The sequence below is a fragment of the Massilia yuzhufengensis genome (assembly GCF_900112225.1).
In the GTDB taxonomy this organism is placed as follows: Bacteria; Pseudomonadota; Gammaproteobacteria; order Burkholderiales; family Burkholderiaceae_D; genus Telluria; species Telluria yuzhufengensis.
This window is the reverse complement of sequence record NZ_FOLD01000016.1, coordinates 17,672-44,278: the sequence shown is the minus strand read 5'-3', so window position 1 is coordinate 44,278 and position 26,607 is coordinate 17,672. Positions and strand designations below refer to the sequence as shown.

The window sequence follows — 26,607 nt, the reverse complement described above, 5'->3', positions numbered from 1 at the left end:
AGGATGGATGAATTCATCGACTTCCTCCAGTGGCCGGCGATGCTGGTCACCCTGTACGCGGCCTACCTGATCGGCTCCAAGCGCGCTGACCGGCGCGTGTTCGGCTTTTGCACCTTCATCCTCAGTAACGTGCTGTGGATTGTCTGGGGCATCCACGACGAGGCCTGGGCCCTGATCGCCTTGCAGGCGGCGCTGATGGTGACCAATATCCGCGGCATCTACAAGAACGAGTTCTGAGCGCCCTGCCACCATGACGACCAGCCCCATGCCCTTCCTCGTGCTGACCCGCGCCGGCTTCGACGACCTGGCCCAGCGGGTCGACCTCGGCCGGGCCACGCTGTTCCTCAACCCCGGCCTGCTGCAGGCGGAAGACATCGCACGCCTGCGCGAAAGCGGAACCGCCGTGCATGTCATGGCCACCACCGTGGACCCGCTCAAGCCCCAGGAAGTCCAGCAAGCCCTGCTCCTGGTGCGCAAGGAAAGCGGCAGCGCCTGGGTCGAGCGCGGGGTGGCGACCGCCCAGCGCGCGTCCGGCGCCGTCACGCCGGCCACGTCGCTGCGCCAGCGCCTGGCGCGCAGCGCCGGGGCCTTCGCCACCCAGGCCCTGCGCCAGCTGCGCGCGCCCGAACAGGGCCGGCGCCTGATGGCCGTGCCCTACCTGGGCTTTGGCAACGCCAGCCGCATCTGGGTCAAGGGGCGCCTGCTGGACGAGAACAGCTTCCGCGACCAGGCCCTGGACGACAGTGGCTGGCAGAACCTGGTGGCCCTGTACCGGCGCCTGGAATCGGACGAGGTGGCCGATGCGCGCGTGGTCGCGCGCTTCGCCGGCACGACCCAGGAGACGCGCACCGACCGCGGCGGCTATTTTTCCTTCGAGATCGCACCCGGCACCGCGCTGGTCGGCGGCTGGCACCAGGTGCAGCTGGAATTTCCCGACAACCTGCAGCCGGACGGCCAGCCCCTGCACGCCGTGGCCGAGGTGCGGGTGCCGGCCGAGACGGCGCGCTTCGGCATCATCAGCGACATCGACGACACGGTCTTGTGGACCAACGTCACCAATAAACTGAACATGGCGCTGATGCTGGCGCGGACCAACTCGCATACCCGCAAACCCTTCAAGGGCGTGGCCGCCTTCTACCGCGCGCTCAACGAGGGCGTGGGCAGCGCCGAGAACAACCCGATGTTCTATGTCTCGAGCAGCCCCTGGCACCTGTACGGGCCGCTGGTCGACTTCCTCAAGCTGCAGCGGATCCCGGTCGGCCCCCTGCTGCTGCGCGAACTGAGCGTGCGCCAGGTCCTCAAGATCAACGAGCACGGCAACCACAAGCTGGAACAGATCGAGCGCATCCTGGATTTTTATCCGGACATGCAGTTCGTGCTGATCGGCGACAGCGGCGAGCAGGATCCCGAGATCTATACCGAGGTGGTGCGGCGCCACCCGGCTTCGGTCAAGATGATCTACATCCGCAACGTCAATCCGGACCCGGCGCGGATCGACGCGCTGGACCGGCTGATCGAGGAAGTCAGCGCGACCGGCATCCAGCTGGTGATCTCGCCGGACAGCGTGTTCGCGGCCTCGCATGCGGCGGCGGAGGGGTTGATCGCGGTGGACCGGCTGGGGGCGGTGCGGTCGGACAAGCGGGAGGATGAGACGGCGGCGGCGGTGAAGACGGGGGTGTAAAGGGCAACGGGGCTGCGGTGCGAACTTGGCCGGGACGACGGTTCAGGGGTAGCGGATCAATCGATTCGCCGTTTGATCAGCCAGCTGAAAAACCGTCGTCCCGGCGCAGGCCGGGACAATGCCACTGGCATTGTCCCGCCCAATTTTTTTTTGCATCACCACTCACGGCTCAAACCCCAACACCTTCATCGCCTTGCTCAAGCCCTTCGCCGCCTTCGCGAACCCCTCCCACGGCGCGTTGCCCTTGTCCAGCCGCGTGTGCACATTCGCCACCGTCCACTGCGTGCTCGATTTCAGCTTTGGCAGTTCGTCCCAGGCCAGCGGCACCGAGATCCCCATCCCCGGCCGCGCCCGCGCCGACCAGGCGCACACCGTGGTCGCGCCGCGGCCGTTGCGCAGGTAGTCGATGAAGATCTTGCCAACCCGGTTCTTCGGCCCGCTCTTGAAGGCGAAGCGGTCCGGTAGCGTGCCGGCCAGGTGGCGCACGATGGCCTGCGAGAAGGCTTTCACGGTATCCCACCCATACTCGCCCTTGATCGGCACCACCACGTGCAGCCCCTTGCCGCCGCTGGTCTTCAGGAACGCGGGCAGTCCCAATTCTTCGAGGAAGGCGTGCATGATCTGCGCCGCTTCCTGCATCGCGGGCCACTCCACGCCCTCGCCCGGGTCGAGGTCGAACACCATGCGGTCGGGCGTCTCGTAGCTTTTGGCGAAGGCGTTCTGCGTATGCAGCTCGATGGCGTTCCACTGCGCCACCGACAGGATGCCCTCGACCCCCACGATTTCCAGCATCGGCGGATTGCTCGGGTCGAGCGCGGCGTCCATCTGCTTCACGCCCGGCAGCTTTTTCACGTCGGCGTGCTTCTGGAACACCAGTTCGGCGCTGATGCCCGATGGCGCGCGCACCAGCGTGAGCGGGCGGCGCTTGAGGTGCTCCATCATCAGTTCGCCCACCAGCGCGTAGTAGCGGATCACGTCCAGCTTGGTAATGCCGGTGGACGGGTCGACCACGCGCTCGGGGTTGGTCACCCGCAGCGACTCCGGCAGTTTGCCATGCAGGCCGGCCGGCGGCGGCTTGACCGGCGCGTCGGCCAGCGCCGGTTTGGCGATGTCATCGATGTGGCGCGGCTCTTCGCGGGTGATGCCGCGCGCCGGCTTGTCCTCGCGCAGGCCCTGGAACACGGGATGGCGCACCGAACCCGTATTGGTCCACTCGGAGAAGCTCACTTCGGCCACCAGCACCGGCTTGACCCAGTGGTGCTGGCGCCCCGGCACCGCGCGCGGCGGGAAGGGACTGTCGCCGGTGCGCAGCGCTTCCAGGCGCGCGGCGATGTCCTTCAGCGACGCGTGATTGAAGCCCGAGCCCACGTTGCCGGCGTAGCGCAGCTTGCCCTCGCGGTCGTAGGTCCCCAGCAGCAGCGAGCCGATGCCCTTGCGCGAGCCCTTCGGATCGGTGAAGCCGCCGATCACGAATTCCTGGCGCAGGCCGCATTTGAGCTTGATCCATTCCGGCGAGCGGCGCTGCACGTAGCGCGAATCGCGGCGCTTGCCGATCACCCCTTCCAGCCCGATCTTGCAGGCCGCAACCACCAGCTCGGCCGGGTTGTCCCCGAACTCGGCCGAGAAGCGCACCTTGTCGGACTTCGCCTTTTTCAGGACCCGCTCGAGCACCGCGCGGCGCTCGATCAGCGGCACCTCGCGCAGGTCGTAGCCGCCACAATACGGCGCGTCGAACAGGAAGAATGCGATGTCGCCGGTGCGCACGCCATCGAAGGCCATCTGCAGCAGGCCAAAGTTCGGCTTGCCCTGTTCGTCGTTGACCACGATCTCGCCGTCGTACCAGCCGTCGGGCAGCGCCATGCGCGCCAGTTCGTCCTGCAGCGGCTTGAGCTTGGCGGTCCAGTCGTTGGCGTTGCGCGTGACCAGGCGCACGTCGCCGTTTTCCACGCGCGCCAGCATGCGGTAGCCGTCGAACTTGACTTCGAACACCCAGTTCTCCGGGTCGTGCGGCGGCGCATCGACCAGGGTAGCCAGTTCAGGCGCGAAGTCGTCCGGCAGCGCCGCCGCCACCGCGCCCTCGGGGATGGCGAGCGCGCTGCCTTTCCTGCTGCGGGTGGTCTTGGCAGCCGCCTTCGCAGCCGGCTTTGCCGGCGCTTTCGCGGCTGCGCGCTTGCGTGCCGGCTTGGGCGGCGCGTCGCCGTCGGCCTCGGCCTTCAGCGCGGCGACCTTGGCGCGCGCGGGTTTTGGCATGGGAAGTTTTTTCACGCTGTCTGGCATCTCGTCCACCACTGAGAATTCGTCGGCCGGCCGGGCATATTCGTCTTTTTCCTTGATCAGGAGCCAGGGCTCCTGCTTGTCGTCGCCGCGGCCTTTCATGCGGATGAGCACCCAGCGGCCGTGCATCTTGTGGCCGCGGATCTCGAACTTGAGGTTGCCCTTGCGGTAGCCTTCGTGCGGGTCGCCGATCGGCGACCAGGTGCCCTTGTCCCAGATGATGACCTTGCCTGCACCGTACTGCTTTGGCGGAATGGTGCCCTCAAAATCGGCATAGGAAATGGGATGGTCCTCGACATGCACGGCCATGCGCTTGTCGAGGGTGTCGTAGCTCGGTCCCTTGGGCACGGCCCAACTTTTCATCGTCCCGTCGAGTTCCAGGCGGAAATCGTAATGCAGGCGCGTCGCCCAGTGTTTCTGGATGACGAAGGTCAAGGCTTCCGTGTTCGCAACGCCGCCCTCGGCAGGCTCCGACGTGATGTCGAAATTGCGCTTGGCTTTGTACAGTGCGAGCGCGTCTGGCATGGGGCACCTCCGTCTATCGGCGTCGGGACAGTGTAGTGCCGGCCTGCCCGCCGCGACTGTACGCCACCTAACCCTGCATACTGGTGTTGTGCAATATGTAAGCGGATGTAAATACGGTCAACGCCACTTTCCGGCCCCACGTTGAATCCACAGTCCTGCGGGGATCGCCCCGACCCATCCACCTGACATGAGGAATGCCATGATGCGCAAGATCGTTGCTACCGTGATCGCCGGCCTGTTCGCCGCTTCCGCCTTCGCCCAGGCCACCGCCCCCAAGGCCGACGCCAAGGCCGCCAGGGAAGTCGCGCAGGCCGAGGCCAGGCACGACAAACAGGTTGCCAAGGCCGATGCCAAGGTAGAAAAGGCCACCGCCGAAGCGGACAAGGATGTCGCCGAGGCAAAAGCGGACGCCGCCAAGAGCAAGGCCAAGGCGGACAAGAAGGCGGCCATCAAGAAGGCCGAAACCAAGTCCGACAAGGCGGAAGCGAAGGCCGACAAGGCAGCAGACCATGCCGAAGCCAAGGCCCACGACCAGACCGCCGGCGCCAAATAACAGGCCGCCCAGGCCCCCATATTGCAAAAGGCAGGGCGCCGCCCTGTCTTTTGTCGTTCCCGGGTCTACAATCATGATTTCTCCAGCTGCGAGCCCGCCATGCACCGAATCGTCTTCCTCGACCGCGACAGCCTGCAGGCAATCGTCCGCCCACCCGCCTTTGCCCACGCCTGGCAGGACCATGCGGGCACCCGCGAAGACGAGGTGGTGGCGCGCCTGGCCGGAGCCACGGTGGCCGTCACCAACAAGGTGCCGCTGCGCGCCGCCGCGCTCGACCAGCTGCCGGAGTTGAAAATGGTGGCCATCGCCGCCACCGGCACCGACAACGTCGACCTCGACGCCTGCCGCGCGCGCGGCATCGTCGTGTCGAACATCCGCGATTATTCGCTGGTCTCGGTGCCGGAACACTGCTTTGCCCTGCTGCTGGCGCTGCGCCGCAACCTGCGCGCCTACGCCCTCGACGTCGAGGCGGGGCGCTGGGAGACGTCCAGCCGCTTCTGCCTGCTGGACCACCCGATCGGCGACCTGGCCGGCAGCCGCCTGGGCATCGTCGGCTACGGCGCGCTGGGAAAAAAGGTGGCGCAGCTCGGGCGCGCCTTCGGCATGGAGATTGCCGCCACCTCGCGCTCGCGCATCATGGACGACGGCGTGGTGCAGCTGCCGCTGGACGAACTGCTGGCCACCTCCGACGTCGTCAGCCTGCACCTGCCACTGAGCGAACAGACCCGCCACATGATCGGCGCGCGCGAACTGGGGCTGATGAAGAAGACGGCGCTGTTGATCAATACCGCGCGCGGCGGGCTGGTGGACGAGGCGGCGCTGGCCGGCGCGCTCATGTCGAACACCATCGGCGGCGCCGGCTTCGACGTCCTGAGCAAGGAGCCGCCCACGGCCGGCAACCCCTTGCTGGGCCTGCGCCTGCCGAACTTCATCCTGACGCCGCACGTGGCCTGGGCCAGTGCCGGCGCGATGCAGACCCTGGCCGACATGCTGGTCGATAACATCGAGGCCTGGGCCGCGGGCCAGCCGCGCAACGTTCTCGCCTAGGGCTCAGTGCTCGCCGGCCGCCACGGCCGGCGCTTCCTGCACCTGCGGGTCCGGCGCGCGCAGCGGCAGGTCCAGGATGAAAACCGCGCCCTGCCCGGGCACACTCTCCACCCGCACGGTCCCGCCCAGTAGGCTGGTGACGATGTTCCACGTGATGTTCAGGCCCAGGCCGGTGCCGCCCTGCCCCATGCGCGTGGTGAAGAAGGGGTCGAAGATGCGCGCCAGGTGGGCTGGCGGGATACCGCGCCCGTCGTCGCGGAACTCGATCCGCACCGCGCCGCCATCGAGCAGCTGGGCGCGCAGCAGCATGACGCCGCCCGGCCCTTCGAAGGCATGCAGCATCGCATTGTTGACGAAGTTGATGACGACCTGGCCCAGCGGGCCGGGGAAGCTGTCCATCACGATCCCCGCGGGGACCTCCAGTTCGAGCCGGTGCCCGGCCAGGCGCACCGTATTCATCAGCGTCGCCGCGATTTCCAGGCAGGCCTGGGCCAGGTCGAAGCGGCGCCGGTGCGCGCTGGCCTGGTCGACCGAGACCTGGCGGAAGCTGTTCACCAGTTCGGCGGCGCTGTGCAGGCTGCGCATGATCAGTCCCGCCGCCTCGCGCGAGGCCGACATGTAGTCGGCCAGCTCGGAGCGGCGCAACGACGATTCGTCGAAACGCGCGGCAATGTCGCTGGTCTTTTCCTGCAGCGTGCTGGCCATCAGCAGGCTGTTGCCGATCGGCGTATTGAGCTCGTGGGCGACGCCCGCCACCAGCGAACCGAGCGAGGCCAGTTTTTCCTGCGCCGCCAGCTGGACCTGGGTTTCCTTGAGGCGGTGGTAGGCCTCGGCATTGTCGATTGCCACGCCGACGTAGGCGGCCAGGGTTTCGAGCATGTCGAGATGGACCTGGCCATAGCCGCGCGCCTCGAGGCTGAGCACCGTCAGCGCGCCCAGCACCCGGTCGCCCACCACCACCGGGACCAGCAGCAGCGAGCGCGCCGCCATGCCGGCGCGCCAGGCGCAGGGCAGCGCCAGCTCCATCGCACGTTCCGGCGGCAGTCCGGGCAGGTATTCGAGCAGCTCGTGCGGCAGGTCGCCGGAAAGCACCTCGCGGCCGCGCACGATGGCCCAGGAGGCCAGGTGCAGGTTGGGTTCTTCAGGAATCTCGAAGGCCGCGCCGCGTTCCCCGTCCACTACCGTGTACACATACTCCAGCGTGCCGCGTTCCGGGTGGCGCAAGATCGCCGCGAACAGGGTCGCGTCCATCAGCGCGTGCACGTGCTCGTACAGCGTGCGCATGATCGCTTCGGTATCGAGGTTGGCGGTCAGGGTGCGGCCGATGTCGGACAGCAGCGCGATGTTGCGGTGCGCCTGCTCCACCACCTCCTTCTGCACTTCGACTTCCTGCTTGCGGCGCTCGGCCGATTCCTTCTGGCGCCGCAGTTCGTCGGTGCGGGCGCCGACTTCGCGCTCGAGCAGCAGCTTCTGCGCCACCAGCGCGCGGATGCGCAGCCGGTAGCCGATCGTGAACAGGGCCAGGGTCGCCAGCACGGCCAGGGTGCGGAACCACCAGGTCTTCCAGAACGGCGGCGTGATCGTGATCTTCAACGTGGCCGGCCGCTCGCTCCAGACCCCGTCCTTGTTGCTGGCCCGGACCCGGAACACATAGTCGCCCGCATCCAGGTTGGTGTACGACGCGAAGCGGCGCCCGGCGTCGGTGTCGACCCAGCCCTGGTCGAAGCCTTCGAGCTGGTAGGCGTAGCGGTTGCCGTCCGGGTCGGCGTAGTGAAGCGCCGCGAATTCGAGGGCGAACACCGAGTCGCGGTGCGACAGCGTCAGTTCGGTCTGTTCATGGAAGTTGGGCGTGGCGCGCGAACGGTTCAGCACCAGGAAGTCGGTGATGACCACTTCCGGCGGATAGGGATTGTCGCGGATCGAATCGGGCATGAAGGCGGTCAGGCCGTTGATGCCGCCGAAGTACAGCTGTCCGTCGCCCGAGCGCAGCGCCGCGCCGACGAAATACGAGCCGTCCACCAGGCCATCCTTGGCCGTGTAGTTCTTGGCGTGGCCAGTGGCCGCATCGACGCGCGTGATGCCGGCGGTGGTGCTGGCCCAGATGTAGCCGTGCGAATCTTCCAGCATGGCGCCGATCGGGAGCGCCTCGTGGCCGACGGCAAATGGATAGAAGCGGAAGCGTACGCCGTCCTTGCCGTTCTCCATGCGGTGCAGGCCGCCCGCGGTGCCCACCCACAGCTCGCCGCGCGCCGACTCCATCAGGTAATAGATGCGGCTGTGGCGCAGGCCGTTCGGGTTGGCCGGCTCGCGTCGGAAGCGCGTGAAGCGGCCGGTGGCGGGGTCGTAGCGTTCCAGGCCGGTCTCGGTGCCGATCCAGACGATGCCCTGGCGGTCTTCCAGCACCGTGAAGCCATAGTTCTCGCCCAGGCCAAGCGGGTCGTCGGGGTCGTGGCGCCAGCTGCGCACCTTGTCCTCGCCCGGCGCCAGCGCCGACAGGCCGCCGCGCGTGACGATCCACAGGGTGCCGCTGCGCCCCGCATGGATCGCCTGCACGTAATTGGCGCCAGGGCTCGCGCCCAGCGGCGTCTGGCCGAAGCGCCCGGCTGCGTCGCGCCAGGCCAGCCCGGTCGGCGTGCCGATCCAGGTGCGGCCGCGCGCCAGCGCCAGCGCGGTGATCACGTCGCCCGGTTCCCCGCCCCGGCCGACCCGTTCGATGCGTCCGCCCGGGCGCTCCATGCGCATCAGGCCATCGCCCGTGGTGCCGATCCACAGCCTGCCACCCGGCTCCTCGGCGATCGAGCGCACCTTGGCGCGGCCCAGGCCTTCGTTGCCGCCGTAGCGGGTGAAGCCGCCGCTGGCCAGGTCGGTGCGGCTGACCCCGCCGAACATGGTGCCGGCCCACAGGGTGCCGGTGCGGTCGACCAGCATTGCGCTGACCTGGTTGTCGGACAGCGAATGCTGGTCGGCCGGGTCGTTGCGGTAGCTGAGGAAGCGCCCGCTCGCGGGATCGAGCCATTTAAGCCCGTCCATGTCGGTGCCGACCCACAGGGTGCCGCCGCTGTCGTGGTACAGGGCGTTCACGCGCGCGTCTCCCATGCCGTCCTGGCTGCCGATATGGCGCCGCGCCGCCTGCGCGCCGGCCCGGCCATCCTTGAGACGCCAGGCCTCCAGGCCCGCCGCGGTGCCGATCCAGAGCGTGTCGCGCGGCCCCATCGACAGCGCCATCACGGTATTGCGCTGCTGGTCGGCGCCATCGACATCGATATGCTCGAAGCGGTCGGCGCCGGGGACCAGCCGGTCCAGACCCGCCGCAGTGCCGATCCAGAGGTTGCCCTTGTTGTCGAGCGCGAGCGCGTTGACGCGGTTGTCGCGCAGCGTGCCCGGCATGTCCGGATCGTGGCGGTAGCTGCGGAATGCACCGCTCTGTGGATCGACGTGCAGCAAGCCGTCGCCGGTGGCCAGCCACAGCCCGCCGCCGGGCGCCGGCACGATCTTGAGCACGCTGCGGTTGCCGGCGCGCCGGTTGCCCGACTCCGGCGGCGCATAGCGGATGAACTTGCCGGTGGCGTGGTCGAAACGGGCCAGGCCGCCCTTGGTGCCGAACCACAGGCGGCCCTGCGCGTCTTCGTGCGCGGCCATCACGTAGTTGTCGGGAATGCTGTCGGGCTTGTCCGGGTCGTTGCGGTAGGTCGTGACCCGGTAGCCGTCGTAGCGGTTCAGGCCGGCCTGGGTGCCGAACCACAGGAAACCGCGCCGGTCCTGCAGGATGGCCAGTACCGACTGCTGCGACAGCCCCTGTTCGATCGACAGGCGCTCGAAGCGCAGGCTGCGCGGGGCGGCATGGGCGCCGCCGGCCCAACTCCACATCCACAGCAGTAACAAGGCAGTCAGGGCAAGGCGCGGTCCCGGCTTCAAGGCAAGCATACGTGTCCAATATCGATCCAACCCGGCTAATCTACCAGAGGTGGTTTGCCTACGGCAAAAAATGACACTTCCGCAAACAACAAGCCGCTGCTATAATGCGTGCATCGGGCGGCTGTAGCTCAGCTGGATAGAGTACTTGGCTACGAACCAAGGGGTCGTGGGTTCGATTCCTGCCAGCCGCACCAAGAATATGAGGGACCAGATCGGAAGATCTGGTCCCTTTTTTCGTTGGGGACGCAGGACTTCCGCCGCCGCTTCATTCGCCATGCCTTTTCCCAGGAATGCCGGATGGGTATTGGCGCCCCATCTCCGGCATCCTTGATTCAAGGCGATTCGACAAATAATCCGCAAACCATGCGAAGTCTGCGACACGATGATGCGCGCAGCCTTGAATGTTTAAAAAGTGCCCAGGGCGATCAACGGGATTCCAGGCTGGTACGCCGCTCAGGCGGATCGCCCTCCTCGAAGCCGGCGACGAACACCAGCAGGAGTTCATTCGCGAGCTTCGCATGCCCTGCTTCGAGCAGGTCATTCGCCATTTTCGTGAGCTCGGCCGGACCAAGCTTTTGGTCGGTGCTATCGATTGCGCGTCGTGTTACTTTGCCAAGCTCGAACACCAGCTCGGCGACTGTCGTGTTTTCCCTGTCGCTCATGTCATATCCTTCCACCGGGGCGTGATTGTCATACTAAATACGGAAGTCCGCCAGCTGCTTGCCGCCCGCAATACCTTCTGCGATCCATTTCGGCTGGCGGCCCCGGCCCGTCCATGTCTGCGCCTGATCGGCAGGATTCTGGTACTGCGCCTGCACTTTCTGTCCCTTCCCCTTGTTCGATTTTTTCGAACCGCCCGAAAGCAGGTCTTCGACCGACACGCCGGCCTCTTGGGCAATCGCGAGAATCTGCTGCCGTGCTTTCGCCAGGTCGCCTTGCTGGCGGCCCTTGATTTCTTTTTCGATGTCGTGCTGCAGGCCTCTCAGCTCGCCGAGGTTATAGCTCGACAGGTCAATATTCGCCATATGGTTTTCCTTTGGGTTGAAAGAGTACGTGTTGCTGTTGATTCTACTATGCGGCCCTGGAATTCAAGGCGCGCTGGCAGGCAGGCATGCGCGACCGGATAGGCAGGATCGCGAACGCGACGGCAGTTTTCCGCGGCGCCGCCAACGAGGCTTTGCCAAGTCCCGATCCCCTGCTATAATGCGTGCATCGGGCGGCTGTAGCTCAGCTGGATAGAGTACTTGGCTACGAACCAAGGGGTCGTGGGTTCGATTCCTGCCAGCCGCACCAAGAATATGAGGGACCAGATCGCAAGATCTGGTCCCTTTTTTCGTTGGGCTGCCCTGCGCGCAGCGACGCGCCCGAACGGAAACTGGCTCGTGCGACTCCCGGCATCCTGGGCGCGGCCAGTCGCGCCAAAGCCACAGCCCGCCGGCGAAAGCCGCCTGGCGACGCAAGCTGCATACTGGGCGCGACAAGGTGTTTGCCAATTCGTCAGGTGCTGCTATAATGCGTGCCTCGGGCGGCTGTAGCTCAGCTGGATAGAGTACTTGGCTACGAACCAAGGGGTCGTGGGTTCGATTCCTGCCAGCCGCACCAACTGTTTTAAAATGGTCCAGAAGTGATTCTGGGCCATTTTTCTTTTCAGCTTTCCTTTTCCATTCCTTTTATCTTTCTGCCGCGTTTGCGCAGTCGGCACAGCGCCGCTCGCGTGCCCAGGGCTTGCCGGGTCTGTCGCGACGCCTCACAACACGGAAAATCCGGCAAGCCCTAGACCACCATGGCTAAACGTGGCTGAAAGCAGACGACCTGATCGCCGGAAGCGCCCTCCTAAACTTGTAGGACCGGACTGACATATTTTTCGCAATCGGCGAACGTTTTGCTGACTTGCAATGCGATCTACACCGCTTCTCCTATGGCGCCGCGCGCATGCGCCTGTCCTGACAGAATCAGTTGAGTGTTGGAAGGAACCGCCCAGAACTAAAGCCATTTTCACGTATACGTGCTTTTTTTTGACCTTTTGATAGCATGAAATTCCCCGATACTTGAAACCCAGGCTGCAGGACGCGGCTGATTCTCATGCGAGGAACGCTATGAAAAAATCACTGATTGCTGCAATTGTGTTGGCTTCCGCTTCATTCGGTTCGTCGGCTGTCATGGCCCAGGTGGTGGGCAACACCCCACAGGTGTTGAACCTGATCGATGACACCGCCTTCTTTGGCGACACCTTCGAAGCGGACAACGAAGGTGCGACCTTCGCTGACCGTTTCACCTTCAGCGTGGACGCTACGGTTGGCATGAATCTCGATGCGATCATCTCGTCGATCAGCCGCAGCGCCGACGTTGGCCTGGATATCACCGGCCTGGCCCTGTATGGCGAGGGCGACAGCCTGCTCTCCACCGGCTCATCGCTGCAGTCCGGCGCCGTCGACGTGTGGACCATCACGTACAACAACCTTGGCGAGGGCGACTACTACCTGCAAGTGAGCGGCAACCTGGTGTCGGACACCGGGGCGTCGTTTGGCGGCGCCGTGATGCTGGCGCCGGTGCCGGAACCGGAAACCTACGGGATGATGCTGGGCGGGCTGGGCGTCCTGGGCTTCCTGGCGCGCCGGCGTAAGGCGAAGCAGGCTTGAAGAACGGTGTGGTGAAGGGATGACGGAAGCGCCTGTGGGGCGCTTCCGTTTTTTTTGCGGCCAGCGTTTTTCAGCGTGGGCGCAAGAATGGGCTATCGAGGCGCGACGGAATTAGGTTCCGGCCTGCGCCGGAACGACGTTGGTCAGATGGGTGGTGACACCGGTGGCGCGGACGTTGGTCCTGGCGACGCCATGAACCAAGGCTTAAAAAAACGGGCGCCTTCAGGCGCCCGCTTCTTCTTTGACCCGCACTCAGGTGCGCAGTTTCTTGATGATGCTGCGGTTACCCAGGATTTCCTCGATCTGCTCGAAGCGCACCGGCTTGACCATGTGGTGGTCGAAACCGGCTTCGAAGGCGAGCTGGCGGTCTTTTTCCTGGCCCCAGCCGGTGACGGCGATCAGCACCGTCATGGCGCCGGTCCCCAGCTTGCGGATGCCGCGCGCCAGGTCGTAGCCGGACATGTGCGGCAGGCCGATGTCGAGGAAGGCGTAGTCCGGGCAGAAGCGCGCCGCGGCGGCCAGGGCGTCCGGGCCGTTGTGGGTGATCACCACGCTGTGGCCCATGGCGGTGAGCAGCGCGCCGATGCTGTTGACGAAGTCGACGTTGTCGTCGGCCAGCAGGATGCGGTAGCTCTCGGTGCTGATGAAGGCGGCCGGCGTCGGCTTGGCGATCGGCTCCGGGTCGACCACGATCGGCAGGCGCACCACGAAGCGGCTGCCTTGGCCGAGGCCTTCGCTGAGCGCGGCGATGGTGCCGCCGTGCAGCTCCACCAGTTTGCGGGCCAACGACAGCCCGACACCCAGGCCGGCGTTGCTGCGCTCGAGGGTGGAGTCGACCTGCACGAACATCTCGAATACCGAATCGAGCATGCTCGGGTCCAGGCCGATGCCGTTGTCGGCCACTTCCAGCACCAGGGTGCGGTCTTCCACGCCCGCCTTGAGGGTCACGCGCCCGCCGCGGTTGGTGTACTTGGCGGCGTTGTTGAGCAGGTTCGACAGCACCTGCGCCAGGCGGGTCGCGTCGCCGTGCAGGAACACCGGGCGGTCCGGCAGGTCGATCACCAGTTCGTGGCCATGCAGTTCGATATAAGAGCGCACCACTTCCAGCGCGTCGTTGACGACCGCCTTCAGCTCGACCCTGCCCATCTTGATCGTGAACTTGCCGGTATTGATGCGCGAGACGTCCAGCAGGTCGTCCACCAGGCGCACCATCTGGCGCAGCTGGCGTTCCATGATGTCGGTGGCGCGCTGGGTGGCCTGGGCGTCGCCGCTGCGGATGCGCAGGATGTCCAGCCCGGTGCGGATCGGCGCCAGCGGGTTGCGCAGCTCGTGGGCCAGCGTGGCGAGGAATTCGTCCTTGCGGCGGTCGGCCACGATCAGCGCCTGCTCGGCGCGCTCGCGCACCGTCATCTCGTGTTCGAGGGTGCGGTTGGCCGCCTGCAGGGCGTCGGAGCGGCGCCCGATCTCGGCCAGCATGTCGTTGAAGGCCTCGACCAGCACCCCGATCTCGCCTTTCTCGTTGCCCGGCACGCGCAGGCTGAAGTCGCGCCGCAGCATCACCTGGCGCGCCACATTGGTGACCGATTCCAGCGGCCGCGTGATCGAGGCCTGCAGGCGCGAGGCCAGCAGGGCCGCGATCACGAGCGCGCCCAGCATCACGCCGCCCAGCGTGGCGCCATAGCTGACGACGCGCTCCAGCAGGCCGTAGCGCGCGCGCAGGTAGACGGTGCCGAGCGGCTCGCCGTTTTCCACGATCGGGCGGAACACCACCAGCTCGCCCCGTTCGATGCTGTAGCCGGCCGCCTCCGGACGCGCCGGGAAGCCCTGGCCGGAGCCGGCCCGGGCGTAGGTGGCGAAGCGCTGCCCGCTATTGGTATAGATGGCGCCGGCCACGATCTGCGGGCGCACCCGCAGCACCGCCAGGTTGCGCGCGGCGGCGGCGGTGTCGTTGAACGACACCGCCGGGGCGGCGACGTCGGCGATGATGTCGGCCTGGGTGGTGATGTCGTCGACCCACACCTTCTGGAAGGTGCGCACGTCCACCACCAGCATGGCGATGGCGGCCGACAGCAGGGCCACGATGGTGGTCGCCACCGCCATCAGGATCAGTTTGCTGCGGACCGAGTTGGTATCGTGCATGCTCATCATGCACCTCCCTTCTGCACCCGGTTCGCCACTGTCAGCAGGCGCGAACTGAGTTTGACGCTCTTCTTTTCGGCGGCGTCGAGCGACACGTCGAAGCGCACGCGCTCGTCGACGATGCGGAAGTTGATCACGCTGCCGTAGCGCAGCCCGCCCTCGCATTCGGTCACGGTGAGGTAGGCCGCCGGCGCGGCGCGCAGCACGCGGCCGGCGCGCTCGGCGTCCACGCCGGACACGAACAACAGGTGCACGGGCGCCGCCAGCTCGGTGTCACGCACCAGCCGCACCGCGATCGGGCGCCCGGCGATGCTGCGGCCGGCGGCGATGCGCGCCAGTTCGCCGGCCATCTCGTCCGAGCCGACCACGGCGATCGTGAGCGGGCCAGAGGCGTCGGCAAAGGCGTGCGGCGGGAATTCGGCATAGCCGAGGAACTTGAACAGGAAGGCCGCCTTGACCCGGCGCTCGAGCGCGGGGTCGCCGCTGCGCTGGGCCAGCGCCGCTCCCGCACCGGCCAGCAGCAGCGGCAGCGCGAGGACCCGCGCCGCCAGGAGGCGGCGCGTGCGGTCGGGAGGGATTGTCGTCATTGGTGTCATGGACCTTCAGAAACGCAGCGAAGCGCTGGCGAACACACTGCGTTCGGCAAGTTGGCGCAGGCCCGCCGCCCCGAATTCGGGATGGCGCGCGTGCAGTAAATTTCGGCCCGCGAGGGCCAGTTCGACGCCGGGACGCGCCTGCCACGCGATCCGTGCATCGAGTTCATGATAGCCCGGCACCGCCGGCTGCGGCAGGTGCGCGACGCGGCGCAGCAGCAGGTCGGCCACCAGGCCGGGGCCCAGGTCGTGCGAGGAGCGCAGCGTCCAGTAGCTGCGCGGGTCGTTGGTCGCCTGGCCCGTGCGCGCCGAGGCGTCGGTGCTGCTCGCTGCGGCGCCGGTACCGATGTCCTGCCACACAGCACCGGCCGAGAGCCGCCAGCCGCGCGCGGCCTGCAAGCTGCCCCACAGCTCCAGGCCGCGCGCGCGGCCATGTCCCAGGTTGCGGAACACCGCCCCGCCGGCCTGCAGTTCCAGGGTGCGCAGGCGCGCATAGTCGCTGTAGAACAGCGTCGCCGCGTACGACAGCGCGGTGGTGGGCTGGGCGCGATACCCCAGTTCCAGCACGCGCGCGGTCTCGGACTGCATGTCGGGCCCGCCCGCCACCAGGTAGCGCATGCCGCCCTCGCCCGTGCCATAGACTGGATTGAGCAGCAGCATGTCGCGGTCGATCCGGGCCGGCGCCCGCACCGTGCGCGAGGCCGCCGCCCACAGCATGGCGCCGGGTGCGGTGTCCCATGCCAGGCGCAGGCTGGGCAGCACTTCCGTGCCGGTATAGTCATTGTGCTCCAGGCGCAGCCCGGCTGTCGCACGCAGTGCCGGCGCCAGGCTGATCTCGTCCTGCGCGAACAGGTTGGCCCAGCGCAGGCGGCGCTGGGCCGGGACGAATTGCAGGACCGGGCCATTGTCGAAGCGGTCGCGCGCATGGCGGTAGCCGCCGCCCCAGGTCAAGGCGTGGCGCTCGCCCACCCGCCAGCCGTACTGCGCCTCGACATCGAAGGTATCGAGCTGGTAGCGGCCGGCGCCGCGCTGCTCGCGCTCGCCCTGGTCGACGTAGACCTGTAGCCGCAGTTGGGCATCGCCGGCCAGGTCGGCGTCGAAGCGGGCGCCCAGGTTGGCGCCGGAGAAGCTGGTGCGCGCTTCGCTCGACGCCCGCAGCGCCCCTGCGTGCATGTCGCCGTGGACGCTGAGGGTGCGTCCGGCCCCTTCCCAGTCGAGCCGGAAACCGGCCTGGCGCCGGCCCACGCCGCCGCCATGGCCGCCGCTGTCGTCCGCCGCGGCGCCGGCTTCGTCGCGCTTGCCGTAGACCCGGACAAAGGCGCCGTTGGCCAGCCGCTTGCCGTAGCGGACCGTGGCGCCGGCATAGCGGTTGCCGGCGTGGACCACGGCCAGCCCGCCCTGCGTGTCCGCGGCGCTGCGGGTGATGATATTGATGACGCCATTGACGGCGTTGGTTCCCCAGATGGTGCCGCCCGGCCCGCTGATCACCTCGATGCGCTCGATGTCGGCCATGACCACGTCCTGGGCCTCCCAGAACACGCCGGAGTACAGCGGCGAGTAGACGCTGCGGCCATCGACCAGCACCAGCAGCTTGTTGGCCAGCGGCGAGGAAAAGCCGCGCGCGCTGACCGCATATTCCTGGGCGCCGGTGAAGGCCACCTGCAGGTTCGGCGCCAGGCGCAACGCTTCCGGGACGGTGGTGGCGCCGGAACGGGCGATCTCGGCGCCGCTGATCACATACAGGGAAGCCGGTGCGCTGCTCAGGCGCCCCTGCTGGCGCGAGACCGAGGTGACGACGATGTCGGACAGCTGCTCGAGCGAGTAGTCCGCCAGCTGTGGTTCGCCTGCCGAGCCGCCCTGAACGTCGTCCTGCATGGCCGCATGTCCGCTGCCCGTGTGCAGCAGAAACAGTGCCGCACAGGCGCAAGCAAGCTCGGAAGGTTTTAACATAGTTGCCATCGTAGAACATTTTCACTCGTGCACCAAGAGCGCACGATTCATTGGTCCACGGCGTCGCGCCGATGCCACGGGTGGGCATGGCGATATTGACTTATCAATTTCCTTGATGGCGGTCATTGGAAATATAAATTGGACGAATTTTCCGCGCTGCACCATCATCCCTCCTGTCTCCTCTATCTCCTCCAAGGAAATAGATTTAGCCCGCTTCTCACGAAGCGGGCTTTTTTTTGGGCGCACGGATGATGACGCCAGTCGCCCCGCATTTGGTGTAGCATGGCCGCCATGTTTTCGTTCATACAACACAACACACATGCCTGACCACGACCCGTCCCCGCGCAGCGCCGCTTCCTATGACTGGTCCGCCAGCGCCCTGGGCGACAGCGCCCGCTGGCCAGCCCCGCTGCGGGTGGCCGCCGACCTCCTGCTCAACGCGCCCCTGCCGGGGCTGCTGGTCTGGGGACGCGAAACCATCCTCGTCTTCAATGAAGCCTACGCCGCGCTGGCCGGCCTCGGCTGCGGCCGCGTGCCGGGCGGCTCGGTGCCTTCGGTGCTGCCGCCGCCGCTGTCGGGCGCCGGGGCGGCCATGCAGGCGGCCTGGTCGGGACAACCCGGGCGGGTGGCCGGCGTCGACCTGTCGTTCCGCCATGCCGACGGCCCGCGCGGACACCGCTTCGACCTGCACCTGACCCCGGTGACAGGCCTGGAAGGCGCCGTGGCCGGCGTGCACATCCTGCTGGCGCCGCCCGTGGCAGCCCCGGCGGCGGCCGAACCGGAAGCGGACGACGCCGGCCTGCGCATCCTGGTGGTCGAGGACAACCTCGATTCCCAGTACCTGGTGTGCGAAATGCTCAAGGCCTTCGGCCACGAAGCCGACGGCGTGGCCCACCCGAACGATGCGCTCGACCTGCTCGGGCGCCAGCGCTACCAGGTGCTGTTCTCGGATGTCAGCCTGCCCGGCATGTCGGGCGTCGACCTGGCGCGCAAGGCCGTCACCGACGACCCGGCGCTGAAAGTCATCTTCGCGTCGGGCTATGGCGATTCGCTGCTGCGCCATCTCGAATTCCCCTACCTGTCGCTCCAGAAGCCCTATGAGCTCGACCAGCTCCAGGACGCGCTGGCGAAGGTGGCGCGCCTGCCGGCGCATGGCCGGTGAGCCTGGCGCGCCCGCGCCGCGCGGCGGCTGGGCTACAATGGCCTGAATCGGGCCCTGCCGCGCCATTCCCTGCGCAGCCGGGCCCCCACGCTCCCACACCTGGCCAGCACCGATGATCCCGACTGAACCGATCGGCAGCATTCCCCGCCCGCCCGAGCTGGTCGCCGCCATCCGCGCCGGCGCCGCGGCCGGCGAGCTCGCGCCCCTGCTCGATGCGGCGGTGCGCGCCACCGTGGCCGAGTTCGAGGCCACCGGTTCACCGGTGATCGGCGACGGCGAACAGGGCAAGCTGCAGAATTTCTGGAGCTACCCGGTCCAGGGCGCGGCCAATACGGCGCCGGACGGCTTCCGGATCCCCGTGTCCAACAATGCCGGCGGCCTGCATCACCGCATGCCGCGCCTGACGCACGGCCCGTTCCGCTACGGCTGCTATGCCGACCAGTACCTGCGCGCCGCGCGCCGGCACGCCACGCGGCCGGTCAAGCAGGCCATCATTTCGCCGTCGGCCCTGTCGCTGCTCTACCCGCACGACGGCATCGCCGGTTACCCGCGCGAGCAGTTCCTCGAAGACCTCGTGCGCGAACACGAAACCGAGATCCGCCGCTGCCTCGAAGCCGGCGCGCACAAGGTGCAGGTCGATTTCGCCGAAGGCCCGCTGGCCATGCGGCTCGACCCGAGCGGCGCGCTGCTGGCCAGCTTCGTCCACCTGAACAATATGGCCCTCGACCGCTTTTCAAGCGCCGAACGCGCCCTGATCGGCCTGCACGTCTCGCCCGCCGGGATCCGCACCGCCAACGTGCTCGGCGCCGCGGACGCCGGCATCGACTACGCCGAGCTGCTGCCGGCCCTGTTCGAGATCCGCGCCGGCAGCTTCTACATCGCGGTGGCCGGCCAGCCCGACCCCGAACGCGTGCTGCGCATCGCGCGCGACTACGCGCGCCCCGACCAGTGCGTGTTCGCCGGCGTCACCGACCCGGCCAATCCGGCGGTCGAAACGGCCGAGGAAGTGCGCGACCGCGTGCTGCTGGCAGCGCGCTACCTGGCGCCGCATCGCCTCGGCACCACCGACGACACCGGCTTCGCGCCGTTTTTCGACGACGACAGCCTGAGCCGGGCCACCGCATTCGCCAAGGTGCGCGCCCGGGTCGAAGGCACCCGCCTCGCCGCCGCCATCCTCGAGGGAAGTGCATGAGCGACGAACACGAGTTCGAGATGATGCGCTCGGCCGCGCTGCGCAATGCCCAGAGCGTGCTGGCTGCGCGCCAGCGCGCCGAGGAAGAGCTGATGGGCGCGCAGGAAGCGCTGCGCCGCGCCAGCGAGCGCATGGAAAACATGCTCGAGAGTCTCAGCGACGGCTTCTGCGCGGTCGACCGCGACTGGCGCATCACCTATATCAACGGGCGCGCGCTCGACATGATCGCGCCGCTCGACAAGAACCGTGCGGGCCTGGTCGGCAAGAACCTGTGGGACGAGTTCGAAGACCTGCACGGCACCACGGTGGCCCAGGATTGCCGCCGCGCGATGGAACAGCGCGAGACCGTGGTGCGCGAGTTCTATTATGTGCGCCTGCAGTGCTGGCTCGAGATGCGCCTGCACCCGTCGCCGGACGGCCTGACCCTGTACTTCCAGGACATCACCCGGCGCAAGCAGGACCAGCAGGCGCTGGTCGAGAACAATACCCGGCTGCAGGTGGCGCTGGCAGCCGGGCGCCTGGGCGACTGGCGCTGGGATGCGATGCTCGACCGGGTGCTGCTGGGCGCGCGCGCCGCCGGCATCCTGGGGCTGCCGGCCGACACGCCGCTGACCTGGCCCGAGCTGCGCGCACGCCTGGTCCCCGAGCACCGGGTGCTGGTGCGGCGCGCCGTGCTCAAGGCCTTCAAGGCACGCGCCGACCTGAACATCGAATGCCGCATCGAGCGCGCCGACGCGGGCGCCGGCGAATCCGGGGCGCCGCGCTGGGTGGCGCTGGTCGGGCGTCCCGACTATGCCGACCGCAAGGGCGAGGAAGTCCTGGTCGGGATGACCGGCGTGGTGCAGGACATCAGCAACCGCAAGGGGGCCGAAGACACGCTGCGCCAGAGCGAAGAGCTGCTGCGCGCGCTGGCCAACACCATCCCGCAGCTGGCCTGGATGGCCGGCACCGACGGCGGCATCGTCTGGTTCAACGACCGCTGGTACGCCTATACCGGGCGCACGCCGGAACAAAGCACCGGCTGGAACTGGCTGGACGCGGTCGAACCGAGCACCCTGCCGAGCGTGGAGGCGCACTGGCGCCAGACCCTGCGCAACGGCGAACCCTTCGAGATGGAATTCCCGCTGCGCGGAGCCGACGGCAACTACCGCTGGTACCTGACCCGGGTGAGCGCGGTGCGCGACGCCGAAGGCCAGGTGGTGCGCTGGTTCGGCACCAATACCGACGTCGACCAGGTCAAGCGCGCCGAACAGGCGCTGCGCGACGAGTCGCATGTGCTTGAACTGCTTAACAATACCGGCAGCATCCTGGCCTCGACCCGCGACCTGCGCTCGCTGCTGCGCGCGGCCACCGAGGCGGCTACCGGCGTGAGCGGGGCCCGCTTCGGCGCCTTCCTGCATTACGGGCAGGAGGCCGGGGCCGAGGGCGCGCCGGACGGCACCCTGTTCTCGCTGTACACCCTGTCGGGCGCCACCTCGACCGAGTTCGCGAGCTTCGGCGAACCGCGCGCCAGCGCGCTGTTCGGCCCTGCCCTGCGCGCCGGCGGCCTGGTGCGGGTCGACGACATCAGCCAGGAGCCCGCCGCCGGAACCCAGCTGTTCGGGCTGCCCGCTGGCCAGGCCGGCGCCGCCAACGCCCAGGTGCGCAGCTACATGGCGGTCCCCGTCACTGCGCGCTCCGGCGAGCTGCTCGGCACCATGTTCTTCGGCCACCCGGAACCGGGCGTCTTCACCGAACGCAGCGAACGCATCGTGCGGGGGATCGCCTCGCAGGCCGCGACCGCGGTCGACAACACCCGCCTGTACGAGGCCACCAGCCGCGCCGCCGAGGAGCGCAAGGTGCTGCTCGAGAACGAGCGCGAAGCGCGCGCCGAGGCCGAGCGCAGCAGCCAAATGAAGGACGAATTCCTGGCCACCCTGTCGCACGAGCTGCGCACGCCGCTGTCGGCCATCCTGGGCTGGTCGCAGGTGCTGCGCCGCGGCAGCCGCGACGGCGCCGACCTGCAGCGCGGCCTGCAGACCATCGAGCGCAATGCGCGCGCCCAGGCCCAGCTGATCGAAGATCTGCTCGACATGAGCCGCATCACCTCGGGCAAGGTACTGCTCGACATCCAGGCCATCAACCCGGCCGGCTTCATCGACGCCGCCATCGAGACCGTTCGCCCGGCCGCCGACGCCAAGCACATCCAGCTTGAGAAGCGCTACGGCGCACCGGACGCCCCGGTGGCGCTGGTGGCCGGCGACACCGGCCGCCTGCAGCAGGTGATCTGGAACCTGCTCTCCAACGCCATCAAGTTCACGCCGCGCGACGGCAGCGTGGCGGTGGAGGTGGAAGCGCGCGGCGAGTCGGTGGCGATCACGGTGCGCGACAACGGCGCCGGCATCCGCCCCGAATTCATCACCCACGTGTTCGAACGCTTCCGCCAGGAAGACGCCTCCATGACGCGCCGCCATGGCGGCCTCGGTCTCGGGCTGTCGATCGTCAAGCACCTGGTCGAGCAGCACGGCGGCACGGTGCGCGCCGAGAGCGCCGGCGAAGGCCAGGGCGCGAGCTTCACGATCGAACTGCCGCGCGCCGAAGCGCCGGCCCCGCGCGCCGGCAGCACCCCTGCCCCGGCGGCCGCGCCCGAGCCTGCGGAGCCGGCGGTGCGCGACCTCGACGGCCTCACGGTGCTGGTGGTGGACGATGCGCGCGACGGGCGCGAGCTGATCGCCCGCATCCTGACCGACTGCCATGCCCGCGTGCGCATCGCGGCCAGCGCGCAGGAAGCCTTCGACGCGCTGCGCGCCGAGCGCCCGGACGTCCTGATCAGCGATCTCGGCATGCCGGAAGCGGACGGCTTCGAGCTGATCGGCTGGGTGCGGGCGCTGCCACGCGAGTCCGGCGGGCAAGTGCCGGCCATCGCCCTGACGGCGTTCGCGCGGCCCGAAGACCGCCTCAAGGCGCTGGAAGCGGGCTTTTCGACCCACATTTCGAAGCCGGTTGAACCAGGGGAATTGATCGCCGCGGTGGCCTCGGTTGCCGGTCCTACGCCCGGCATGGCAGTGCGCCGGCACGGTCGTTGAGGCTCCTACCGCGACACGCGGCGCTGTCCTACAAGAAATTTTTGTAGGCTTTGCTAGACTATGAAGAGTTGGCAGGTACCCATTCCAAAAGGAAATGGAATACTTTCCGAAATGCATAGAAGAGAAAAAAGCATGCCGAGCAGACAAGACATTTTGAACGCAAAGATCCTGGTGGTGGACGACTCGCCAGACAATATCGAACTCATGGAAGAGATATTGCGCGAGGAAGGCTACACCTGCGTCAGCTCGACCATGCTGCCGGAGCAGGTGTGCCCGCTGCACCGCGAGCATAATTACGACATCATCCTGCTCGACCTGCAGATGCCGGGCCTGAATGGCTTCCAGGTCATGAAGGGCCTGAAGGAAATCGAACAGGGCGGCTACCTGCCGGTGCTGGCCCTCACGGCCCAGCCCAGCTTCAAGATCGCCGCGCTCGAGGCCGGTGCGCGCGACTTCATCAGCAAGCCTTTCGACCTGCTGGAAGTGCACAAGCGCATCCACAACATGCTCGAAGTGCGCCTGCTCTACAAGGAACTGGCGCAATATTCGCGCGCCCAGCAGGAACTGGCGCTGCACGACGCCCTCACCGGCCTGCCCAACCGCCGCCTGCTGGAAGACCGCATCGAAACCGCCCTCCAGCACGCCAACCGCAGCCACGCCAAGGCTGCGATCATGTACCTGGACCTGGACGGCTTCAAGGCAGTCAACGACACCTACGGCCACGCCTACGGCGACGACATCCTGAAAATGGTGTCGCAGCGCCTGCTGGCCACCTCGCGCAAGGAAGACACCGTGGCGCGCCTGGGCGGCGACGAATTCATGGTCGTGCTGGGCGACATCCACAGCCTGGCCGATGCGCAGGGACCGGCGGCCAAGCTGGTCGAGGCGCTGTCCGAGCCTTATTTCATCAACGACCTCACGCTGCGCCTGTCGACCTCGATCGGCATCAGCATCTATCCGGACGACGCCGAATCGGTGGACGCCCTGATCAGCATCGCCGACTACGCCCTGTACGAAGCCAAGCGCGCCGGCAAGAACCGCTTCTGCTCGCCGGCGGCCAACCGCCAGACCGCGGTCAAGATGCCGGCATCGCCGACGGCTGCACCTGCGGCGGAGCTGGCGGCGCCGCACCGGTAGTTGCGACGCTCCCAGATTGCTTAGCTAGCTTATAGACCGTCGTACGCGCCACTGGCGCCTACGACTTCCCGCGCAGGCGGGAACCTAAGTCCGTCGCATACCCCGATCTTGTCCTTGCACCGCCCACAATAACGCTCGCGATCCAATACAAAAAATTGGGTTCCCGCCTGCGCGGGAACGACGTGGTGGAGGTGCGTGTCGTCTCGACGAAATTGAACAACGCCACCTGCTACACCACCCACAAAAACAAACGGGCCACCGGCAGCTCCCGCCGCCCGTGGCCCGTCGTGTAACGCAGAGCTTCAGCGAATCAGCGGTTCCCGCCCTCACCCTGCTGCAGGTACCTGGTGCCCATTCCGGCCGAGCCCATGGATTCTTCCTTGGTCGCTTCCATCGCCTGCGCGTTCTGGTGATCGCGTGCGGCGTCTACCCGGTCCGGCGCCACTTCGATGCGGGTGATGCCGGAATCGACCGAGATCGGGTCGCTCGCCGGGAAGGTCATTTCAACGGCGTCGTCGAGCAGGCCCTCTTCGGCCTCTTCCTTCGGCGACAGGCCTTCGCAGCTGGCCAGGGCCTTGATGGCGGTGGCGTACTTGACCACCTGGAGGTTGGCCAGGTCGCTCACGGTGTGCACGCCGGCGGCCGCGAAGGCGCTGGCCTGTTGCTCGCTGACCCCACAGAGGGCGGTCAAGGGTGCGTTGACGAGCTCGTTCAGGGATTTACCGCGATAATCTTGATTTACGATAGTGTCGATATTCATTGTGTGTCCTTTCATGGTGGCAGCACCGTTCCCAAGGATCGGTCGATCTAGACGATTCCACTATCGCACAAGCCCGCTGGCCCGTATGTGCGGCACCGTACATCGTCCCCTTGCACACGATTGAATTTTGCCCATTTGCACTTAAATCGCCGTGATATCATCCCTTGTTATTACACGGTATTTCTTTTACGTAACTAACTGCTTTGGTACAGCCCTTTCCTGAAGGTCAAGCCTTGTAGCGAAAGCACCGCAAACAATCGTGGCACACACTGATAAACCGAAGATCCTTGTCGTCAACGACGACGCCGGCAGCCTGCTTGCACTGACAAGCCTGCTCGACCAATGGGCGGACGAAAGTAACTACACGGTGCACTCCGCGCGCTCCGGGCAGGAAGCCCTGCGCCAGGTGCTGCTCCACGATTTTGCCGTGATCCTGCTCGACGTGAACATGCCGGGCATGGATGGTTTCGAGACCGCCGAAGCGATCCACCAGCGCGCGCGCTCGGCCGACATCCCGATCATCTTCGTCACCGCTTTCCTGGCCGACGAGATCGACCGCCTGAAGGCCTACCAGCGCGGCGCCGCCGACTTCCTGTTCACGCCCGTCATCCCGCAGATCCTGCACGCCAAGGTCTCGGTATTCGTGGCGCTGGCCATGAAGAACGAGCAGCTCAAGCGGCAAGCCGAGAAGCTCTCGCAGCGCACCACCGAACTCACCGCGACCAACCGCCGCCTCGTGCGCGAGATGGAAGAGCGACGCGACGCCGAACGCAAGAGCCACGCCAAGGACGAATTCCTCGCCATGCTCGGCCACGAGCTGCGCAACCCGCTGTCGGCGATCAGCAGCGCCTCGTCGCTGATCGGGCTGCCGGGCGCCAACAGCGAGACGGTCGGCCGCGCCAAGCAGATCATCCAGCGCCAGAGCCAGCACCTGTCGCGCATCGTCGACGACCTGCTCGACCTGTCGCGCGCGATGTCGGGCAAGATCCTGTTGGCGCGCAGACCGATCGACCTGGCCAACCTGGTCTCCGGCTGCCTGGAGACCTTCCGCGCCACCGGCCGCACCGCCGGCTACCGTTTCAGCGTCGACCTGGCCCCGGGCTGGGTGGACGGCGACCCGACCCGCCTCGAGCAGATCACCTCGAACCTGCTCGACAACGCGATCAAGTACACGCCAAGCGGCGGCAATATCGACATCGGCCTGCTCGAGACCGGCGACGAAGTCGTGCTGACCGTGCGCGATACCGGCGTGGGCATCCCGCCGGAACTGCTGCCGCACGTGTTCGACGTGTTCGTGCAGGGCGCGATCTCGATCGACCGCTCGCAGGGCGGCCTGGGCATCGGCCTGTCGCTGGTGCGGCGCCTGGTGGAACTGCATGGCGGCAGCGTCAGCGCGCAAAGCGAGGGCAATGGCAGCGGCAGCACCTTCATGATCCGCCTGCCGCGCACCGAGCCGGTCAGCGCCGCACCGGCGCCGCAGAATACCCTGGGCGACAACACCGGCAAGCCGTCGGTGCTGCTGATCGAAGATAACGACGATGGCCGCGAAATGATGGCGACCATGCTGGCCGCGCACGGCTTTCCGGTGGCCCAGGCGGCCGACGGCCTGCAGGGCGTGGCGGCGGCGGTGGCGAACCTGCCGGCGGCGGCGCTGGTCGATATCGGGCTGCCGGGGATCGATGGCTATGAAGTGGCGCGCAGGCTGCGGCGCGACCCGGCGACCAGCGGAATCCGCCTGATCGCGCTCACCGGCTACGGGCTGGCGGAAGACCAGCGCCGGGTGCTGGAAGCGGGCTTCGACCAGCACCTGGTGAAGCCGGTCAGCATGGACCAGCTGCTCGAGGCGCTGGCGCCGGCGAGTTTGCGGGCGCAGGATGCGGCTTGAGCGATCTATTGTTGCGTCAGGTTTTGCGCTAGCGGCTTGCACGCAAAATTAGGTTCCGGCCTGCGCCGGAACGACGTGCAAGTGTGCATG

At 67.2% G+C, this 26,607-nt stretch carries 18 protein-coding genes and 3 tRNA genes; 13 read left to right on the top strand and 8 right to left on the bottom strand.

The features are described from left to right. Nucleotides 1–3: 3 nt before the first annotated feature. Nucleotides 4–237: a hypothetical protein gene (locus BM031_RS14230; RefSeq protein ID WP_091875237.1), complete on the top strand. Its 234-nt coding sequence runs from the start codon at nt 4–6 to the stop codon at nt 235–237. Between the two features lie 13 nt (nt 238–250). Next, the gene (locus BM031_RS14225; protein WP_091875236.1) at nt 251–1,681 is read left to right on the top strand and encodes an App1 family protein phosphatidate phosphatase; all 1,431 of its coding nucleotides are present in this window, start codon (nt 251–253) and stop codon (nt 1,679–1,681) included. Between the two features lie 162 nt (nt 1,682–1,843). Here the strand turns inward: BM031_RS14225 and ligD are convergent, their stop codons facing one another. Further along, entirely contained in the window at nt 1,844–4,480 is a 2,637-nt protein-coding gene (gene ligD, locus BM031_RS14220) for a DNA ligase D (RefSeq protein ID WP_091875235.1), read from the bottom strand. Between the two features lie 199 nt (nt 4,481–4,679). Between ligD and BM031_RS14215 the strand changes: the two genes are divergently transcribed. Together BM031_RS14215 and BM031_RS14210 are read left to right on the top strand one after the other, a co-directional pair. After that, nucleotides 4,680–5,033, top strand: coding sequence for a hypothetical protein (locus BM031_RS14215; protein ID WP_307186917.1), 354 nt, complete (start codon nt 4,680–4,682; stop codon nt 5,031–5,033). Between the two features lie 99 nt (nt 5,034–5,132). Beyond that, nucleotides 5,133–6,080: a D-2-hydroxyacid dehydrogenase gene (locus BM031_RS14210; RefSeq protein WP_091875234.1), complete on the top strand. Its 948-nt coding sequence runs from the start codon at nt 5,133–5,135 to the stop codon at nt 6,078–6,080. A 3-nt stretch (nt 6,081–6,083) separates the two neighbouring features. Here the strand turns inward: BM031_RS14210 and BM031_RS14205 are convergent, their stop codons facing one another. Next, nucleotides 6,084–10,004, bottom strand: a complete 3,921-nt coding sequence (locus tag BM031_RS14205) for a two-component regulator propeller domain-containing protein (protein WP_091875233.1) — start codon at nt 10,002–10,004, stop codon at nt 6,084–6,086. A 108-nt stretch (nt 10,005–10,112) separates the two neighbouring features. On the opposite strand from BM031_RS14205, the gene BM031_RS14200 reads away from it, so the two are divergent. Beyond that, nucleotides 10,113–10,189, top strand: a tRNA-Arg gene (locus BM031_RS14200). 231 nt (nt 10,190–10,420) lie between these two features. Here the strand turns inward: BM031_RS14200 and BM031_RS14195 are convergent. Continuing rightward, nucleotides 10,421–10,657 carry a hypothetical protein gene (locus BM031_RS14195; RefSeq protein WP_091875232.1) on the bottom strand — a complete coding sequence of 79 codons (237 nt, stop codon included), beginning with the start codon at nt 10,655–10,657 and terminating at the stop codon, nt 10,421–10,423. A gap of 33 nt (nt 10,658–10,690) precedes the next feature. Beyond that, nucleotides 10,691–11,020, bottom strand: a complete 330-nt coding sequence (locus tag BM031_RS14190) for an H-NS histone family protein (RefSeq protein ID WP_091875231.1) — start codon at nt 11,018–11,020, stop codon at nt 10,691–10,693. A 191-nt stretch (nt 11,021–11,211) separates the two neighbouring features. Between BM031_RS14190 and BM031_RS14185 the strand changes: the two genes are divergently transcribed. The 3 genes from BM031_RS14185 to BM031_RS14175 all read left to right on the top strand — a co-directional run bounded on the left by BM031_RS14185 (nt 11,212) and on the right by BM031_RS14175 (nt 12,634). Continuing rightward, a tRNA-Arg gene (locus tag BM031_RS14185) sits at nt 11,212–11,288 on the top strand. A 232-nt stretch (nt 11,289–11,520) separates the two neighbouring features. Next, nucleotides 11,521–11,597 (top strand) — tRNA-Arg (locus tag BM031_RS14180). Nucleotides 11,598–12,118: 521 nt separating this feature from the next. Further along, a complete protein-coding gene (locus tag BM031_RS14175; protein WP_229408902.1) occupies nt 12,119–12,634 on the top strand; it encodes an FxDxF family PEP-CTERM protein in 516 nt (171 codons plus the stop codon). 252 nt (nt 12,635–12,886) lie between these two features. Here the strand turns inward: BM031_RS14175 and BM031_RS14170 are convergent, their stop codons facing one another. Genes BM031_RS14170 through BM031_RS14160 form a run of 3 tightly spaced genes read right to left on the bottom strand, consistent with a single transcriptional unit; the run spans nt 12,887 to nt 17,241 of the window. Continuing rightward, nucleotides 12,887–14,782 carry a sensor histidine kinase, YfiR-like protein-associated gene (locus tag BM031_RS14170; protein ID WP_091875229.1) on the bottom strand — a complete coding sequence of 632 codons (1,896 nt, stop codon included), beginning with the start codon at nt 14,780–14,782 and terminating at the stop codon, nt 12,887–12,889. Then, a complete protein-coding gene (locus BM031_RS14165) occupies nt 14,779–15,360 on the bottom strand; it encodes a TOL_0243 family YfiR-like periplasmic protein (RefSeq protein WP_177207759.1) in 582 nt (193 codons plus the stop codon). Before BM031_RS14165 ends, BM031_RS14170 begins: the two co-directional genes overlap by 4 nt. A 15-nt stretch (nt 15,361–15,375) precedes the next feature. Further along, nucleotides 15,376–17,241 (bottom strand): TOL_0244 family TonB-dependent receptor, encoded by a 1,866-nt coding sequence (locus tag BM031_RS14160; RefSeq protein ID WP_177207758.1) that lies wholly within the window; start codon nt 17,239–17,241, stop codon nt 15,376–15,378. 394 nt (nt 17,242–17,635) lie between these two features. Here BM031_RS14160 and BM031_RS14155 point away from each other — a divergent pair, with 394 nt between their 5' ends. The 4 genes from BM031_RS14155 to BM031_RS14140 all read left to right on the top strand — a co-directional run bounded on the left by BM031_RS14155 (nt 17,636) and on the right by BM031_RS14140 (nt 23,872). Next, on the top strand, nt 17,636–18,478 hold the full coding sequence (locus BM031_RS14155) for a response regulator (protein WP_091875226.1): 843 nt from the start codon (nt 17,636–17,638) through the stop codon (nt 18,476–18,478). 112 nt (nt 18,479–18,590) lie between these two features. Next, entirely contained in the window at nt 18,591–19,670 is a 1,080-nt protein-coding gene (locus BM031_RS14150; RefSeq protein WP_091875225.1) for a uroporphyrinogen decarboxylase/cobalamine-independent methonine synthase family protein, read from the top strand. After that, entirely contained in the window at nt 19,667–22,735 is a 3,069-nt protein-coding gene (locus BM031_RS14145) for a hybrid sensor histidine kinase/response regulator (protein WP_091875224.1), read from the top strand. The genes BM031_RS14150 and BM031_RS14145 overlap by 4 nt, the downstream gene beginning before the upstream one ends. A 132-nt stretch (nt 22,736–22,867) precedes the next feature. Next, nucleotides 22,868–23,872: a GGDEF domain-containing response regulator gene (locus BM031_RS14140; RefSeq protein ID WP_229408894.1), complete on the top strand. Its 1,005-nt coding sequence runs from the start codon at nt 22,868–22,870 to the stop codon at nt 23,870–23,872. A 310-nt stretch (nt 23,873–24,182) separates the two neighbouring features. Here the strand turns inward: BM031_RS14140 and BM031_RS14135 are convergent, their stop codons facing one another. Beyond that, the gene (locus BM031_RS14135; protein WP_229408885.1) at nt 24,183–24,632 is read right to left on the bottom strand and encodes a hypothetical protein; all 450 of its coding nucleotides are present in this window, start codon (nt 24,630–24,632) and stop codon (nt 24,183–24,185) included. Nucleotides 24,633–24,891: 259 nt separating this feature from the next. Here BM031_RS14135 and BM031_RS14130 point away from each other — a divergent pair, with 259 nt between their 5' ends. Further along, the gene (locus BM031_RS14130) at nt 24,892–26,517 is read left to right on the top strand and encodes an ATP-binding response regulator (RefSeq protein WP_091875223.1); all 1,626 of its coding nucleotides are present in this window, start codon (nt 24,892–24,894) and stop codon (nt 26,515–26,517) included. Nucleotides 26,518–26,607 lie beyond the last annotated feature (90 nt).

What these genes read in the sequence shown, in the direction of transcription:
- BM031_RS14230 (WP_091875237.1), top strand. Translation starts at nt 4, where the DNA reads ATGGATGAATTCATCGACTTCCTCCAGTGGCCGGCGATGCTGGTCACC.
- BM031_RS14225 (WP_091875236.1), top strand. Translation starts at nt 251, where the DNA reads ATGACGACCAGCCCCATGCCCTTCCTCGTGCTGACCCGCGCCGGCTTC.
- ligD (WP_091875235.1), bottom strand. Translation starts at nt 4,480, where the DNA reads ATGCCAGACGCGCTCGCACTGTACAAAGCCAAGCGCAATTTCGACATC.
- BM031_RS14215 (WP_307186917.1), top strand. Translation starts at nt 4,680, where the DNA reads ATGATGCGCAAGATCGTTGCTACCGTGATCGCCGGCCTGTTCGCCGCT.
- BM031_RS14210 (WP_091875234.1), top strand. Translation starts at nt 5,133, where the DNA reads ATGCACCGAATCGTCTTCCTCGACCGCGACAGCCTGCAGGCAATCGTC.
- BM031_RS14205 (WP_091875233.1), bottom strand. Translation starts at nt 10,004, where the DNA reads ATGCTTGCCTTGAAGCCGGGACCGCGCCTTGCCCTGACTGCCTTGTTA.
- BM031_RS14195 (WP_091875232.1), bottom strand. Translation starts at nt 10,657, where the DNA reads ATGAGCGACAGGGAAAACACGACAGTCGCCGAGCTGGTGTTCGAGCTT.
- BM031_RS14190 (WP_091875231.1), bottom strand. Translation starts at nt 11,020, where the DNA reads ATGGCGAATATTGACCTGTCGAGCTATAACCTCGGCGAGCTGAGAGGC.
- BM031_RS14170 (WP_091875229.1), bottom strand. Translation starts at nt 14,782, where the DNA reads ATGATGAGCATGCACGATACCAACTCGGTCCGCAGCAAACTGATCCTG.
- BM031_RS14165 (WP_177207759.1), bottom strand. Translation starts at nt 15,360, where the DNA reads ATGACGACAATCCCTCCCGACCGCACGCGCCGCCTCCTGGCGGCGCGG.
- BM031_RS14160 (WP_177207758.1), bottom strand. Translation starts at nt 17,241, where the DNA reads ATGCAGGACGACGTTCAGGGCGGCTCGGCAGGCGAACCACAGCTGGCG.
- BM031_RS14155 (WP_091875226.1), top strand. Translation starts at nt 17,636, where the DNA reads ATGCCTGACCACGACCCGTCCCCGCGCAGCGCCGCTTCCTATGACTGG.
- BM031_RS14150 (WP_091875225.1), top strand. Translation starts at nt 18,591, where the DNA reads ATGATCCCGACTGAACCGATCGGCAGCATTCCCCGCCCGCCCGAGCTG.
- BM031_RS14145 (WP_091875224.1), top strand. Translation starts at nt 19,667, where the DNA reads ATGAGCGACGAACACGAGTTCGAGATGATGCGCTCGGCCGCGCTGCGC.
- BM031_RS14140 (WP_229408894.1), top strand. Translation starts at nt 22,868, where the DNA reads ATGCCGAGCAGACAAGACATTTTGAACGCAAAGATCCTGGTGGTGGAC.
- BM031_RS14135 (WP_229408885.1), bottom strand. Translation starts at nt 24,632, where the DNA reads ATGAATATCGACACTATCGTAAATCAAGATTATCGCGGTAAATCCCTG.